At 42.8% G+C, this 16,091-nt stretch carries 11 protein-coding genes; 5 read left to right on the top strand and 6 right to left on the bottom strand.

All coding sequences use genetic code 11. The features are described from left to right. Positions 1–139: 139 nt before the first annotated feature. Positions 140–2,683: an OstA-like protein gene (locus tag H8B17_RS04715; RefSeq protein ID WP_317170990.1), complete on the top strand. Its 2,544-nt coding sequence runs from the start codon at positions 140–142 to the stop codon at positions 2,681–2,683. Positions 2,684–3,371: 688 nt separating this feature from the next. Here H8B17_RS04715 and H8B17_RS04710 read toward each other — a convergent pair. From H8B17_RS04710 to H8B17_RS04700, 3 genes are read right to left on the bottom strand one after another with little or no spacing between them, the layout of a single operon-like run. Continuing rightward, the gene (locus tag H8B17_RS04710; RefSeq protein WP_190307977.1) at positions 3,372–3,953 is read right to left on the bottom strand and encodes a non-canonical purine NTP diphosphatase; all 582 of its coding nucleotides are present in this window, start codon (positions 3,951–3,953) and stop codon (positions 3,372–3,374) included. Between the two features lie 29 nt (positions 3,954–3,982). Next, on the bottom strand, positions 3,983–4,513 hold the full coding sequence (locus H8B17_RS04705) for a hypothetical protein (protein WP_190307976.1): 531 nt from the start codon (positions 4,511–4,513) through the stop codon (positions 3,983–3,985). Between the two features lie 17 nt (positions 4,514–4,530). Continuing rightward, positions 4,531–5,511: a deoxyhypusine synthase family protein gene (locus tag H8B17_RS04700; protein ID WP_190307975.1), complete on the bottom strand. Its 981-nt coding sequence runs from the start codon at positions 5,509–5,511 to the stop codon at positions 4,531–4,533. A 284-nt stretch (positions 5,512–5,795) separates the two neighbouring features. On the opposite strand from H8B17_RS04700, the gene H8B17_RS04695 reads away from it, so the two are divergent. Next, a complete protein-coding gene (locus tag H8B17_RS04695) occupies positions 5,796–6,131 on the top strand; it encodes a MerR family transcriptional regulator (RefSeq protein WP_190307974.1) in 336 nt (111 codons plus the stop codon). Between the two features lie 11 nt (positions 6,132–6,142). On the opposite strand, the gene H8B17_RS04690 is transcribed toward H8B17_RS04695, so the two are convergent. Beyond that, positions 6,143–6,637, bottom strand: a complete 495-nt coding sequence (locus tag H8B17_RS04690; protein ID WP_190307973.1) for a metallophosphoesterase family protein — start codon at positions 6,635–6,637, stop codon at positions 6,143–6,145. A gap of 1 nt (position 6,638) precedes the next feature. Further along, a complete protein-coding gene (locus tag H8B17_RS04685) occupies positions 6,639–7,346 on the bottom strand; it encodes a tRNA1(Val) (adenine(37)-N6)-methyltransferase (protein ID WP_190307972.1) in 708 nt (235 codons plus the stop codon). 374 nt (positions 7,347–7,720) lie between these two features. Here H8B17_RS04685 and H8B17_RS04680 point away from each other — a divergent pair, with 374 nt between their 5' ends. Beyond that, on the top strand, positions 7,721–8,890 hold the full coding sequence (locus H8B17_RS04680; protein ID WP_190307971.1) for a hypothetical protein: 1,170 nt from the start codon (positions 7,721–7,723) through the stop codon (positions 8,888–8,890). Positions 8,891–9,304: 414 nt separating this feature from the next. Here H8B17_RS04680 and mutS read toward each other — a convergent pair whose 3' ends face one another. Next, positions 9,305–11,881: a DNA mismatch repair protein MutS gene (gene mutS, locus H8B17_RS04675; protein WP_190307970.1), complete on the bottom strand. Its 2,577-nt coding sequence runs from the start codon at positions 11,879–11,881 to the stop codon at positions 9,305–9,307. 143 nt (positions 11,882–12,024) lie between these two features. Between mutS and mtgA the strand changes: the two genes are divergently transcribed. Continuing rightward, positions 12,025–12,762: a monofunctional biosynthetic peptidoglycan transglycosylase gene (gene mtgA, locus H8B17_RS04670; RefSeq protein WP_190307969.1), complete on the top strand. Its 738-nt coding sequence runs from the start codon at positions 12,025–12,027 to the stop codon at positions 12,760–12,762. Between the two features lie 294 nt (positions 12,763–13,056). After that, entirely contained in the window at positions 13,057–16,083 is a 3,027-nt protein-coding gene (locus tag H8B17_RS04665) for a SusC/RagA family TonB-linked outer membrane protein (RefSeq protein ID WP_190307968.1), read from the top strand. Positions 16,084–16,091 lie beyond the last annotated feature (8 nt).

The raw sequence follows: 16,091 nt of genomic DNA, 5'->3' as shown, positions 1-16,091 counted from the left end.
TCACTTCGTTCGGTTTTGGTTCTTTTTCGCGGGGAAACCACGAAGTGCTCATCCATACAATTAAACACTCATGGATAAAAGAACATGAAAAAAATTGCTTTAACAAATTTTTGCTATTTAATTAACTATTTTTGTCTTCGTGAAATACTGTTTTGCACTTATTTTAAACCTCATGTGGCTTACATCGGTGTTTGCTCAGGAGGAGTTACGTCTTATCTCCTCGAGATATAGTACGGTTATCGACCAACAGGGTTTTAGCAGTATTCAACCTGTGTATGCGCATAAAGGGAATACATTGTCTGCCGACAGCGGCATTATTTACGAGGATGAGGTTGGCCGACAATTCTTTGAGGCATTCGGCAATGTCGTCATCACGCAGCCGTCAGGGACAATCATCTATTCTGACCGCTTACATTATGATGCTTCTCCCCAAATTGCTACATTAACCAATAACGTACGCATGGTCGATGCCAACTCGGTTTTAACGACCAATCACCTTATTTACAAGATGCGTGACAAAATAGGCAACTACACCGGAGGTGGAAGAATTATTTCCAAAGGAGATACGATTACTTCCCGAAATGCCTACTACTTCGAAAACACACAAGATGCCTATTTCCGCAATAAAGTCGTGGTGCGCACACCGGATGTAAAGATCTATACAGATACAATGCGGTACAATTCTGATCTGCGGATGACTTATTTCTTTGGACCGACAAACATCAAAGGGAATAGCGGAGAGAATCTGTACACCGAAAAAGGCAACTACAATACGGAAAAAGGTATCGCCAATTTCAACAAAAACAATTTATATACCGAGGGAACACGTTTTTTAAAGGGCGACAGTCTTTACTACGATCGCGCTACGGGTGTAGGAAAAGCCTATCGGAATGTCGTATTTGTCGATACGCTGGATAAATTCTATGCGTACGGTGGTTATGGTTTATATGACCAAGCGGATGAATCGATTACCATGACAGACAAGCCCTTGATCACCATGGTGGTGGAGAACGACTCGACCAGTTCTGCCCCTGCCGATAGTTCGGTAATGGTTCCGGTAGATTCTGTTAAAATCGACCTAACGGAGGCAAAGAAAGACACGGTAACGCAGGAAGAAATCATTCAAATAGAAGAAGAGGATGTCGCTGCCGATAAAGAAATTATCACCGCAGCAGATTCTACACAAATGACACTTCCCCGGGACACCGCTAAGGTGGATTCCGTTTATATGACGGCAGACACCCTCTATTCCCGTATGATTATGCTGCGCGATTACCAGGCGCTAGACTTTAAGCTAGATCGGAGTGGCGGAGAAATAGAGACGGATGAGGATATTGATTATGGAGACGAGGACGACTATGGATCGGAGGATAGCGGCATAGAAACGGATAATCTAACACAACTGTCCGACTCTGTTAAAACAGCAATCGATAGCGTCTCCACAGATAGCATACCCATCGATAGCGCATCGATTAACCGGATGAAAACGGACAGCGTGGAGACCGTCGTGGCACAAAAAGTTGAGGAGAAGTTAGCCATAGCGAAGCCGGCGGACACCAAGAAAGTAACACCGGTTGATTCCACCAAAAAAGCGGCTATCAAGGAGACAGCGCGGGCAGATATCGCGCGAAGCATGGCACAGGATTCGATTTTACGCCTGCAAGCCACCATGCCCGAAGAGGCAACCGCCGACAGTCTCATTAATCAAGCTATATCGGTTGCACAAACGCCTGATACGACATTCAAGGACACGACCAATCAAGCGTATCTGGATACCGCTCGGACACGTATTGTCAAAGCCTACTACAATGTTCGGATGTTCAAATCCGATTTGCAGGCGGTAGCTGATTCTGTATACTATGGCATGGCAGATTCCATGTTCCGTTTTATGGGTCGTCCCATGATTTGGGCCGAAGGGTCTCAAATTTCTTCCGACACGATCTATATGCAGATTCAAAATCAACGCATGGATAATGCACTTTTGATTAACAACGCCTTTATGGTAAACGCCGTGTTGGACACCGTTAAGTTCAATCAGCTTAAGGGTCGAAAAATTACCGCTTTCTTTGCCAATAATTCCATTGATCGGATGTATGTGGATGGAAATGCGGAGAATTTAAGCTTTGCCACGAACGATAAAACCCATCGGATAACGGAGATGTTTCACGACAGGGGGGCGCGTATCAAAATTAAGATGGAGGGTAAAAAAATCATTGACTACATCACGATACGAAAAGTAGACCAGAAGCTTTATCCTTTTAAGCAAGTGACACAGGAAAATGAAGTCTTACCTGGGTTTGTCTGGCGCCCACAAGATCGACCAAAATCGAAAGAGGATATGATGAACAGGAAGCGGGAAGTCGAAAAACCAGAAGCTCCTGCGGGAGGCCCACAGGATGAAAGCCCGCTCGGAACGCCTGATGACATAACGGAACTCGATGAATTGACAGAAACTTCTGAAGAGCCGGCAACACAACAGGAGACAGCAGAAAATCCACCTGTTTTGAATAATGAGACGGATGAGAGACCGACCGATCCGAAACAGCCGAACGAAAATGAAACAGAGGTAGAACCAGCGCCACAAGAGGGCGAAGCTCCGATCACTACCGAAGAAGAGGTGGAGAAAGCAGCAGCTAAAAAAGAAGAAGCTGTGGAGAAAGAAAATGTACCTGACCCCGAATAACGTCATGACAATCGGGGCACCTGCATCCGTTCAACAAAATATATAGAACTTGGTAACGGATTGTCTCCATTTTTTGCAGAACGGGAACGACATAGCGAGGTACCTCTTTGTCCTAACGAGGAATGTCTTCACTTTAACGAGCCCCCTCTTTGCTTCGATCCCGGACCTCTGTGACTTGTTGAGGCACGTCTTTATCTTTACGACGAGCCTCTTTGCTTTGTTGATGCACCTCAAAACCAAGTAGAGGAATCTCTATGGCTATATGCCGTCCCTCTTGAACGCCTTGAGGGGCGTCAAAGTGGTGTCGAAGGACGTAAATGCGGCATTGCCGTTGCTCAAAATGTTATTGCGGTGTGAGATAGCTATATGGAGAGATGGCTAGTTTACAAAGAGGGTTGAATATAACGTGTAGACGTACGGATACGGTGTTCTGAGGGCACTCACACTGCTGTCGAGGGACAACAAGGAATGTAAGAAGGGCCTCCGTGCTTCCTTGATGGTCGTATAAGCCGCATATCGGGGCCTCGGCACGCTCATGAGGAGCGTCGTCGTTGCAGACTCGTACGTCGTCAAGCTGTTGAGGTACGGAAAAATGAGGGAAGTGTACAGGAAGGAATAAAAGCATTGCCAAAGGCTGCCGTGCTGGGATATTTTAAAGGTAAATAGCGAATCTACTTTAGATAACGCTTTAACCAGGACTATTCTCTTTCAAAAACGTCGCTAATTTCCCAACCGCAATAGCCCGATGGCTGATTTTATTTTTTTCTTCAGAAGTCATTTCTGCAAATGTCTGGTCGTAGCCCGCAGGAATAAAAATAGGGTCATAACCGAAACCTCCCGATCCTCTACGCTCGCGGATGATCGTTCCTTCTATCGCTCCTTCAAAGAAATATTGCTGTCCATTTAGAAACAGCGAAATCACCGTTCGAAAACGTGCTGTTCGATTCGGATTATCGCCCAATTTGGCTAGCACCAAATCAATATTTTTTTCCATATCACGCGAACCGGAATAGCGCGCGGAGTAAACACCTGGTTCCTTATTAAGGGCATCAATCTCTAGCCCGGAGTCATCACCAAAACAATCCAAGCCGTATCTATCAACAAGATAGTCTGTTTTCTGTTTAGCGTTCTCCTCAAAGGTCACACCTGTTTCCGGGATGTCATCCGTACAACCGATATCTGCTAAAGATTTAACAACAAACCTATCGCCAATAATCGCTTGGACCTCTTCGAGCTTATGGGCATTATTCGTCGCAAAAATTAGTTCCATATGTTTGTAATTTCCTAGATTATACTAAATTATGACACCACAAATGTCTTGAATTCATTCCAGAACAGTCTTTTCTTTTGCACATCGGCAAACATTTCCTCAAAGCTAAAGGTATGGAAGACGGTCGCTACCTTACCTTTCATATACGAATTGTGCGCGATCTCGGGAAGCTTGAGCGAGATCGGTTCCACGCCGAGCAATGTAATCTTAGTCGGTTGAAAAAACTGCATAATCCGCTTGAAATCATTTGGATTATGGGAGTTTGCTAGATTGACAACCGCTACATTTTCAAACGACAAATTCAACGCACCCAAGGTTTTCACAAAGGCATCCTCCGCCTGCGGCGAAAAATACGGGAAATCTGGATACCGCAAAATAAACAAGATTCCCGTAGATTTATCGCCTTGATAAATAAATTCTTCTGTCTCTCCTCCTGTCCCGCCATCCAGCACGTTCCCCGAGCGCGGCGCTACAAAGTCCGCTTTCTCCTTGGGAATAAAAAGGGTTTCTGACATCAACGCTTGAAGCGCAACAGGATTATTCGTTTTTAAATGACTCATCAAGGAGGAGAGAAAGATTAATATCCCAAAATATAAGAGAAAATCAACGGTGCCACAATAGTCGCATCCGACTCTACGACAAACTTTGGTGTATCAACATCCAATTTACCCCAGGTAATTTTCTCATTAGGAACAGCACCTGAATACGAACCATACGAGGTTGTGGAATCCGATATCTGACAGAAATAAGACCAAAAAGGTACGTCTTCCCATTCTAAATCCTGATACATCATCGGAACAACACAGATAGGAAAATCCCCTGATATACCGCCCGCAATCTGAAAGAATCCTACTCCTTTACCATCGGAATTAGCGCGATACCATTCTGTTAAATAGATCATATATTCAATACCTGACTTCACCGTGCTGGCTTTCAAGTTACCTTTAATCACATTCGAAGCAAAGATATTTCCGGTTGTAGAATCTTCCCAACCTGGGCATACAATAGGGAGGTTTTTCTCTGCAGCTGCCACGATCCAAGAATTCTTCGGATCAATTTCGTAGTATTGCTCCAATACACCCGAATTCACCACCTGATACAGAAACTCATGCGGTAGATAACGTTCTCCTTTTTCTTCGGCAGCATGCCATACATCTTCCAAGTGTTTCTGTAAACGGCGAAAAGCTTCTTCTTCCGGAATGCAGGTATCCGTTACACGGTTGTAATGCTGGTCAAGCAATTCACGCTCTTGCTCCGGCGTTAAATCTCGGTAATTCGGCACGCGTTTGTAATGGGAATGAGCCACCAAATTCATGACATCTTCTTCGAGGTTTGCACCTGTACAAGAAATAATGTGGACTTTATCTTGCCGAATCATTTCTGCCAATGAAATCCCCAATTCAGCCGTACTCATCGCACCGCCTAGAGAGACTAACATCTTTCCACCTTCCAATAGGTGCGTTTCATATCCCTTGGCCGCATCTACCAGAGCAGCCGCATTGAAATGCAGGTAGTTTTTCTCAATAAATTGAGAAATAGGACCTTTTTGTGTACTCATAATTTCAAACTTTGTATTTTAGAAGCAAAGGTACGGATTTTATCAAGATACTGGCGATGCAGATTATCATTACTTCCGCTTCAACAAACGACTAAAAACAACCCCAAAAAAAACCAAAATCAAGACGAGAATAGAAAGGATAATAATTTCCTCCGTTCCTATTACCCATGTAAGTATGTGCATATCCAAACTTACATCTTTTTACTTAGAAAGTAAAAAGACAGATTATTGTCCTTCGACATAAAATTGTATATATTTGTTTAGGTTACAAATTCTTGGAACATATGCCGTACAAAGAACGCGAAATAAACAAGCTATACTATACCATGGGTGAGGTGACTGCCATGTTCGATGTAAATGCGTCACAGATACGCTTTTACGAACGGGAGTTTGATATTATACAACCCAAGAAAAACAAAAAAGGGAATCGTCTTTTCACGCAAAACGACATCTCCAATTTAAAAATCATCTTTAATCTTGTAAAAGATAAGGGGTATACGCTGCAGGGCGCCAGGGATTATATTCGGTCCAATAAAAATGAAGTAAAAGAGAATCAGCGGGTTATCGACTCGTTAGAACGGCTTAAGAAATTCTTAGTGGAGGTTCGGGACAGCCTATAAATTTTCGTTTTCTACCGCACACCCAACTCAATCACTTCCAAGTTTTCTATTTTATCTCCGTTAATATCAAAACGCATTAACGTACGCACCGTATGCCAACCCTGTTTACCAGCAGCACCGGGGTTGAGGTGCAACAAACCCAGTTTTGGATCAAACTGTACCTTTAGGATATGAGAATGGCCACAGATAAAAAGCTTTGGGGGATGAAGAACAATTTCCGGTTTCACCTGCACCGCGTATCGTCCGGGATAACCTCCGATATGCGTCATCCACACATCGACTCCCTCGCAAAAAAACCGCTGATGCTCTGGACACACTGCTCGTACATCCTTCCCATCAATATTTCCCCATACGCCCTTAAAAGGCTTAAAAGCCGCTAGTGTATCGACTATGGCGACAGATCCAAAATCTCCTGCGTGCCATACCTCATCACACTGATCGAAATAATTGAAAACAGCCTCATCCAAAAAACCATGGGTATCCGATATAAGTCCAATCTTCGTCATGTCAGAACGCTAAAAAATAAGGTTTCAATAATGTTTTATAATCTGCAGAATAAATACCTCTTTCTGTATAAATATGAAGAACCGTTGTTTTCAGAGGTACTTCTTTCTTTCCAATCCCCCATATTTTCCTCATTGGCAGCTCCTTCGAAAAAGATGATATGGCTATTTCATCCTGCACATACAATTTATAGTCAGAAAGAATAGGTGCAATTTCTTCGTCTGCCAATGCAGCCGGAATAATCAGTTTAAATTGCCCGTTATCTGTTAAGTAGCGCGATACAAAAGACAACAGTTTTTCAAAAAATAACATGTCTGTATGTTTTGCTAGACGTTTTCGCGTATCGGGATTATGAAGTGAATTCGTATAAAATGGTGGATTCGATACGATCAAATCATAAGCTAATTCCGGTTGAAGATCCGCAAATGAACCTAAGAACACCTTCAGACGTTCCGCAAAATCTGATTTTTGAAAATTAATATCGGCTTGCTGGTACGCAGCATCGTCAATTTCGACTGCATCGATATAGGCATGGGGATGACTTTGCGCGAGCATCAATGCTATAACACCGGTACCAGTTCCGACATCCAATATACGTCTCGCTTCCGGAAAATAAGTAGAACCACCCAACAACACACCATCTGTATTAATTTTCATTGCACAAGTACCCTGATCTACCTCAAACTGTTTAAAACGAAAAACCGAACGCATAGTACAAAGGTAATTTTTCTTTGCCCCTTTTTTAGAAAAAGGAACGCAAAAATCGTCGCTTTGGATTTTTGAGAAAATGGAAAGTGCAAAAAACGGGGGTTCCTACAAACCTCAAAATTCCGGATGCGACCTAAAAAGTTAAAGAACGGCTGGTGCAATTGTACTATTCCATCCTTAATCTCTTAATGCGACATGTAAACTATTCTCGATGCGGGAAAGGTGCGGGGTAGTGGGACGCATCCAATTTTAAAGTGGCGAGTTTTATGGATTTGTGTTTATTTTGGTATCCATGAGCTCGCTGCGCTCGGTTTTGTTTATTTTTTTTGAGGGAAAAAAGTAAAAATTCCGTACTTTGGTTGGCGATTCATTACGCCATGGCTAAAATTTTAACATTTCTCCTGTTTATACAGTTTGCCTCTCTTCCCATCGATGGTTATGGCAAAGAACAACATAATATATCTATAAAATGGCAGGACTGTGAACAAATAACGAAAGTAGCCCTGGAACAACTTGTCGATATTTTTCGTAAAAATGATTTTGAAAGGCTAGAACCTGTCTTAAACACGATTCAGAGTACTTGTGGAGAAAATGAATTCACACAACGGTTGCGGATCCTACGTGCTTTAATCGAGAAAAAAACAACGGGAGATATCATAGCAAATTATTTATCCAAAGACTATCAAGAGGTATTGGTGATGCGCTGGGATTATTCGGTCGAGGAAAAACACGCCGAAATATACCGCGAAAACCGATCAGACTTTGACTTCGTGCCGCTACGGCATGCCATCGACTCATTGACCAAAACCAAAGCTTTAGCGCTATTAAACTCTCCCTCTTATAATTTGACCGAACAAGAAGAGAAAATTGCGCTGCTGTTTGCTGACCACATTGATGAATTTTATCAGGTGCATGATGGAGCGACTCGTCAACCGAGCGGCAACAATACCCCAAAACCCACTTCTGATAAGTATTACGGTAAGAACCGTCATGGCGTGAGTGTTTACGCAGGTGCCGAGTTTCCGTTAACAGGTTCCGCCCCTGTATTTACAACAAGCCCCGCTGTCGGCGTTCTATTTTCTTCTAGACTTTCCAATCCCTTTTTGTTTGAAGCGGGTTTAAAGGTACGCATCAACAGCAACGACAGAGAGGTAGAATATAGGTTATACGATGAGATAGAAGTCATTCGATCAATGGCAAGCCTTGGCATCGGCGGTACAGTGGGATATAAGGTTTTCGACAACGATAAGTTTATTATAGCCCCTAAAGTTGGTCTATTCTGGGAAATGGCAACGACAGGGCTTTCAGAGGTCAATGAAGGCTACTACGATGATGGTTATGACTATTACGAAACACGATCTGTTCGTCATTTCTATATAAACACCATGCGCAGTAGCCTGGCTCTATCCGCTATGCGCCATCTCTCCGGAAAAACCTATATTGGATTGGAAGCAGCTTATCATTATGTCCCCTACAATTGGGACAGCAACCTCCTAACGTCAGTCCAACCGAATTACGGCAGTTTGCAATTGTTTTTTAGATTTTAAAAAGATTTATCTTTTACTTTTTTTCCGCAAAAAAGTAACAAAAAACTCGTCGCTTTGGCTATTTGAGAGGATTTGTAGTGCAAAGGAATATTTCTACAAACCTCAAATAGCCAGATGCGACCTCTAAAAAGTTAAGGGTGGGACAATACAAATGCATGAACCCCTCTTAACCAAAAATAAAATCCGAAGTGACGCTTCGCTGAACACTTCGGATAGTTTCTACATCCAATGCACTTCCCCTCCCTTAACATTAAAATGTCGCATCCCGATGTTTTACAACTGTAGAAATTCATCCTTAGTACTACCCACGATGTAAAACATCCGAAGCGACGAGTTTATGAACAAGTGTTTATTTGGGTGTTCATGAGCTCCCGTTGGTCGGTTCGCTCCACTTTTGCGGTCAAAAGTGGAAAATCAATTCTTTAACAACCGTTGTATTTCATCCAATTTCATCAGTGCTTCCACCGGTGTCAACGTATTTACATCAAGATTATTCAACATATCTCTTATCTTTTCTAAAACAGGATCATCGATGGAAAACATTTGTAATTGATAGGCCTGCTTTTGTATTTTACGCATACTATCTTTAATCTGCTCCCCTCCTGTACGTTCTTGCTCTAAGCGCTTCAAGATTTCATTGGCACGTCCAATTAACTTCGGTGGCATCCCGGCTAATTTAGCCACATGGATACCAAAGCTATGCTCTGATCCACCTGGAACCAGTTTCCGTAAGAAGATTACCTTGTTATTCATCTCCTTGACCGTGACGTTGAAATTTTTGATACGCGACATGGAGTTTGTCAGCTCGTTTAGTTCGTGGTAATGGGTTGCGAAGAGTGTTTTCGCCCGTGCAAAGGGATGGTTATGGAGAAACTCCGCAATTGCCCATGCAATGGATATACCATCATAGGTACTCGTTCCGCGTCCAATTTCGTCCAATAACACCAACGATCTATCAGACAAATTATTCATAATACTGGCTGTTTCGTTCATTTCCACCATGAACGTCGATTCACCAGAGGAAAGATTATCCGATGCGCCAACCCGCGTAAATATTTTGTCTACCAGACCGATAGACGCCTCTTTTGCTGGCACAAAACTGCCTATCTGAGCCATCAATACAATTAAGCCTGTTTGACGCAATAGCGCTGATTTACCGGCCATATTGGGACCAGTGATTATAATGATTTGTTGCGTTTCTGGATCCAATAACGTGTCATTGGTGATATAATCCTCGCCTATAGGCAAATGCTTCTCAATAACCGGGTGCCGTCCACCTTTGATATCTAATATCTTCCCATCGCTGAGTTGCGGTTTCACATAAAAGTTCTTCTCCGCAATCCGTGCAAAGTTCAACAGTACATCAAGCTTAGCTATTAGCTGGGCATTTAGTTGAATAGGTTTAATATAAGTCGCAATATCAAGCAAAAGCTCCGCATAAATACGATTCTCAATCGCCTGCATCTTCTCTTCTGCGCCCAATATCTGCTCTTCGTATTCCTTGAGTTCTTCTGTAATGTACCGCTCTGCATTTACCAACGTCTGTTTACGCACCCAAGATGAGGGGACTTTATCTTTGTGCGTATTGGTCACTTCCAAATAGTATCCAAAGACATTATTAAATGCTATTTTCAATGAGGGTATGCCCGTTGCTTCCGATTCCCGACGTTGTATTTCCAAAAGATAGTCTTTACCACCAAAAGCTACTTTACGTAATTTATCCAATTCTTCATCTACCCCATCGGCAATCACATTCCCCTTATGAAGTAATACGGGAGGCTCTGGGTGCAAAGTCCGCTCCATTTTGTTCCGAATATCCTGACAAATATTCAGCTGGTCCGATATGATTCGTAATGCCTCCGATGTGTCTTGATGCGTTAGGGCTTTCAGTTTTTCCACGACATATAGGGCACGCTTCAACTGCGTAATCTCCCGCGGGTTCGCTTTTTGAAGGCCGATTTTAGAAATTAAACGCTCTAAATCGCCCACTTGCTTTATTTCCCGGATTAGCTCGTCCCGTAAGGTCGCATTCGCATAAAAAAAAGATACCACATGCAGTCGCTCATTTATAGACTGTAGATCTTTCAATGGCATCACCATCCATCTCTTCAATAGCCGCGCACCCATAGGTGATGCAGTTTCATCGAGGATATCAACTAAGGTCGCGGCATTTTCATTTGGTGAACCGATAAGCTCCAAATTGCGTATGGTGAAACGGTCTAACCACATATAACGATCTTCCTCAATGCGGGAGATATTCGATATATGTTGTAGATTCCGATGTTCTGTCTCATTTAGATAATGTAGAGCAACACCAGCAGAAACAATGCCTACGGGCATCCGATCGATTCCAAAGCCCTTCATAGACTTGACCTCAAAATGCTTCAGTAAAGTTTCGGTAGCATAATCTCCCGTGTAGGGCCATTCATCTAACGTGTAGGTATAATACTGGCTACCAAACTGTTCTAAAAAGTCCCTATACTGTTTTTTAGGTAAAATAATTTCGGTCGGCTTAAAGCCCTGCAAAAGTTTATCTACATAACCGGCGTTTCCTTGTGTCACCAAAAACTCCCCGGTAGATATATCCAGGAACGCCACCCCATATTGTCCTTTTTCGCTAAAAATAGATACCAGATAATTATTAGCTTTCTGCTGTACGATATTGTCATTATAGGAGACTCCCGGCGTCACTAACTCGGTGACACCACGCTTGACGATCGTTTTAGTTTGCTTAGGATCTTCCAACTGGTCGCATATCGCAACACGTTGTCCTGCACGCACCAATTTCGGCAAATACGTCTCTAAAGAATGGTGAGGAAAACCCGCGAGTGCCGTTTCCGATTCGGTGCCGTTTCCTCGTTTTGTCAAAACGATCCCCAAAATTCCTGCTGCCTTGACCGCGTCGTCTCCAAACGTTTCGTAAAAATCGCCTACTCGAAACAGCAATAACGCACCTGGATATTTCGCCTTGATCGTGTTATATTGCTGCATTAAAGGTGTTTGTTTTTTCGCCTTTGCCAATGGTTTTATGATTTTTTAATGAATCGTAAAAATAAGGGAAATGATGTGATTTGACAAGGTGAATGCTATTTTGAAAAAAATCTTCTAGTTTTGTGTATCGAACCAAGAAAAAAATGGCAATCAAGCGGTCATCAAAAAGAAAGAATACAAAGAAAAAAACAACAGCGAATAAGTTGAATACCCTTGTCAAAAAATGGTTGATACGTCTTGTTATTGCTTTTTTTGGAGGTACCATTACCTGGGTATTACTACTTACTTTCATAAACCCGCCTCTCACCTATCTCCAGGTCAAGCGCGCTTTTGAACGAAAAGCCGCCGGTAAAGAATGGAAGATAGACAAGAAGTGGCTGCCGTATGAGGACATATCCGACAACCTCAAGCGTGCCGCCATTGCAGGAGAGGATGCCTATTTTATATCGCACAGCGGTTTCGATACGAAAGCGATCCGAAAGGCGATCGAACGAAATCAAGCCGGTAAGACCTTGAGGGGTGGCAGTACCATCAGCCAACAGGTAGCAAAAAATGTCTTTCTGTGGCCACAGCGTTCTTGGTTCCGAAAGGGAATGGAAGCGTATTTCACCGTCCTTATAGAAGCTTTTTGGAGCAAAAAACGTATTTTAGAAGTATACCTGAATGTCATTGAAATGGGGCAAGGCGTATATGGAGCAGAAGCAGCGGCGAATTATTATTTTCACAAATCGGCTAAAAGCATGACAAGAAAAGAAGCCGCATTGATTATTGCCATTCTGCCAAGCCCGCAAAAATGGGACGCTAGACGTCCGTCTGCCTATGTCAACCGACGGGCAAACAGCATTGTAAGATATATGGGCCACTACCGTATTCCAGAGTAATCGGTATAACCGAAGACTTTCTCTCCCATGTAACATCATATCTATCGAACGAAGAACTATTGTTCGACAGGAATTTCTATTGCGCATCCCGAACCAGATGATGGAATACAAGGAAGTTTCCAAAGGGATGTTCATGTCAAATTTAAAAAGTCGTTAACCAGTCATTAACAAGTACACATACCGAGTAGATGTAAATTAGCATTCATCAATGTATAAATCAGCTATCGCAGTTGGCATCAAAGCTTTCAAACATATAAACAGAATACACATTACATTTACTTATTGCTAAAAACCATGAAGAAAATTGTTATACCATTAGCGCTTCTGGTCGCTTATATCGGACCGACACAACCTGCTAAATCGAATCAGCTTATTTCACTGAGGCAACATTCCGTCTTACAGGAACTTAAAGTACAGGGAACGGTTATAGACGCTAAAACAAACCAACCTATAGCAGCTGTCAGTATCGTCGTTAAAGGTACAGATCGGGGTACACAAACTGATCAAAACGGTCATTTTGTTATCGAAGCCCGTGCTGGTGAGGTACTCGTTGCCTCCATTATCGGGTATGGATCGCTGGAACTTCCTGTCGCCGAACAGGTAGAATTCAGCTTAGTTCCTGACGAGGAAACATTGGAAGAGGTTGTTGTTGTAGGATACGGTACCCAGAGCAGGCGCGAAATAACGTCGGCCGTAGCTTCCGTTAAAGAGAAAGATTTCAATCGCGGTGGTGTTCGGAATCCAATGGAGTTAGTACAAGGAAAAGTCGCCGGACTTAATATTACAAGTCCACAAGGGAGCAATCCGAATGGGCAAACAAACATACAACTTCGGGGAATGGCATCTATTAAAGGAACAAATACCCCTTTGGTCGTCATTGATGGGATCCCGGGCGGAAGCTTGGATCTCATCAAACAAGGAGACATTGAATCTATCGATGTTTTAAAAGACGGTTCGGCAGCGGCTATCTATGGAACAAGAGGTAACGGTGGCGTTATCTTGGTGACGACAAAAAAGGGAAGGGCTGGCACACCACAATTTGAATACTACACCTATGGACAGCGAGAATTTGTAGATAAGCGACCTGCTATGTTGAATGCATCGAAGTTTAGGGAACTCGTGGTGAACGGTCAGGACAGACCAAATTTGGACCTTGGGGCATCTACTGATTTGTTCGACGAATTGGTTAACAAAGACAACTTTTCTCATTTTCATAATTTTGTCGCAAGCGGTGGAGGTGACAATTCTACCTATCGCGCAGCCATTAACTTTGAAAATGCGGAGGGTATTGCAAAAGCAAGCGGAAAGGAACAATTTGGCGGGCGATTTAATTTTACGCAGACCGGACTTGGCAATCGATTAACGATATCTACCAACATAGCCGCAAACTTCAGTAAAGCAAACCTATTGGGAGGTGGTGTAAACAACGACTTTACTTCAGCAGATTACGGCAAAACAACCGGGAGTGATTTCGAACAGGCTGTACAACGCAACCCGACAGCTCCGTTGATCAATGAAGACGGTACTTTTTACGAAACACAAGAGTACAATAATTACAATCCCTTGAGCCGGTTAGCACACCGTATTTTTGAGAGAGACCAGCAGTCATTTTCGGGCGACAGCAAACTGAAGTTACAAATCCTCGATCAATTAAGTGTGTCGGCATTCGGCTCGTACGTCAGGAGAACATTCAACGATAGGTTATACCGTTCTACCTTAGATTGGGACCAGCGCCTACAAACGGACTATCGTGGAATGGCCTTTGCAGCTAAAAGAAATGAGCTGGAATGGACAAAAACTTTTGAATCGACAATTGATTACCAACAAACTTTCAATGAAAAGCATAAAGTAACCGGACTATTGGGATATAGCTATCAATATAGCACATTAGAACGCTTTCATGTAGGAAATAATGGTTTGACAACAGACGGTTTTTTAGATTGGGATTTGGGTAGCGGATTAGCACTACGTGATAAAACCTTGCCACCGCCATTAGCAGGTTCGTTCAAGGAAGATAATACCTTGGTTGCTTTTTTTGGACGTGCAAATTATAATTTTGACGATCGGTATTTCGTGACGGCTATTTTACGCCGAGAGGGATCATCTCGTTTTGGCGCAAACCACAAATGGGGTAATTTCCCGGCTATTTCTGCAGGGTGGAACATAACCAACGAGGAATTTTTCACCAATAAAGAAATCGTAAATGACCTTAAATTACGGATTGGCTATGGGGTTACGGGAAATCAGGGCATTCCAAACTACCAATCTTTAATCCGTTTGGGCACCGGTGGGGTCTATCCACAGAACGGCACCTATTACGAAACATATGGTATCGTCTCCAACCCGAACCCAGACTTAAAATGGGAAGAAAAAGCGGAAACTAATATTGGATTAGACTTTTCTCTTTTTGGCAACAAGCTGTCAGGCGCGTTAGATGTTTACCATCGTCGCACGAGCAACCTGTTGAACGAATACCGTGCGCAGCAACCTTCGTACTTACAACCACGCATATGGTATAACGTGGGAGCGGTTACCAACAAAGGAATGGAGTTACAGTTATCTTACGCCGCGATCGAAAAAGAGAATTTTACCTGGTCCGTCGATTTTGCAGGAAACTACCAACAAAACAAATTAACGAAACTATCCAGCGATATCTTCCAGAGCGATTGGCTGACTTTTGGAGGGCTCCCTTCCCCCGGAAATTTAGGTGATGCCATACGTTTGGAAGAAGGAGGCGAGGTAGGATCGTTCTATGGTAAGCGTTATGCTGGGCTTACCGATGATGGCAACTGGCTGTTTTATAAAGAAGATGGTTCTACCGCTAGCGCTGCAGACATGAACGACAACGATTTGACATACATCGGAAATGGTATCCCCAAATTCCAAGCGTCGCTCGGCAATAGATTCACGTATAAGAATTTTGATTTGACCGTATTCTTGAGAGGTAAATTTAAATATGATATTTTAAATACAGCTGATATGTTCTTCGGTAATAAACGGTGGTTACCCAATAATGTGCTGGAATCGGCATTTGAAAAACACCAAGCATTAAACGACGATCCACAATATTCCGATTACTACCTGGAGAACGGATCGTTCGTTAAGATCGACAATATTACATTAGGGTATAATATCAAAACGAAAACACCTCTTGTACGGAATCTATATGTGTATTTAACGGGACGAAATATCGCAACAATTACTTCGTATTCCGGATTAGACCCCGAACTACAAGATACAGGGTTTGATGGCGGAATAGATTCACGGGGATTTTACCCGAGAACACAATCATGGCTTTTGGGATTAAATATTGGTTTTTAAGGAAGAAT

The sequence above is a fragment of the Sphingobacterium arenae genome (assembly GCF_014692505.1).
GTDB classification, from domain to species: domain Bacteria; phylum Bacteroidota; class Bacteroidia; order Sphingobacteriales; family Sphingobacteriaceae; genus Sphingobacterium; species Sphingobacterium arenae.
This window is presented reverse-complemented; position numbering and strand designations above follow the sequence as displayed.

Coding starts and splice junctions, on each gene's coding strand:
- H8B17_RS04680 (WP_190307971.1), top strand. CDS start 7,721: ATGGCTAAAATTTTAACATTTCTCCTGTTTATACAGTTTGCCTCTCTT.
- H8B17_RS04685 (WP_190307972.1), bottom strand. CDS start 7,346: ATGCGTTCGGTTTTTCGTTTTAAACAGTTTGAGGTAGATCAGGGTACT.
- H8B17_RS04705 (WP_190307976.1), bottom strand. CDS start 4,513: ATGAGTCATTTAAAAACGAATAATCCTGTTGCGCTTCAAGCGTTGATG.
- H8B17_RS04710 (WP_190307977.1), bottom strand. CDS start 3,953: ATGGAACTAATTTTTGCGACGAATAATGCCCATAAGCTCGAAGAGGTC.
- H8B17_RS04690 (WP_190307973.1), bottom strand. CDS start 6,637: ATGACGAAGATTGGACTTATATCGGATACCCATGGTTTTTTGGATGAG.
- mtgA (WP_190307969.1), top strand. CDS start 12,025: ATGGCAATCAAGCGGTCATCAAAAAGAAAGAATACAAAGAAAAAAACA.
- H8B17_RS04695 (WP_190307974.1), top strand. CDS start 5,796: ATGCCGTACAAAGAACGCGAAATAAACAAGCTATACTATACCATGGGT.
- mutS (WP_190307970.1), bottom strand. CDS start 11,881: ATGCAGCAATATAACACGATCAAGGCGAAATATCCAGGTGCGTTATTG.
- H8B17_RS04700 (WP_190307975.1), bottom strand. CDS start 5,511: ATGAGTACACAAAAAGGTCCTATTTCTCAATTTATTGAGAAAAACTAC.
- H8B17_RS04665 (WP_190307968.1), top strand. CDS start 13,057: ATGAAGAAAATTGTTATACCATTAGCGCTTCTGGTCGCTTATATCGGA.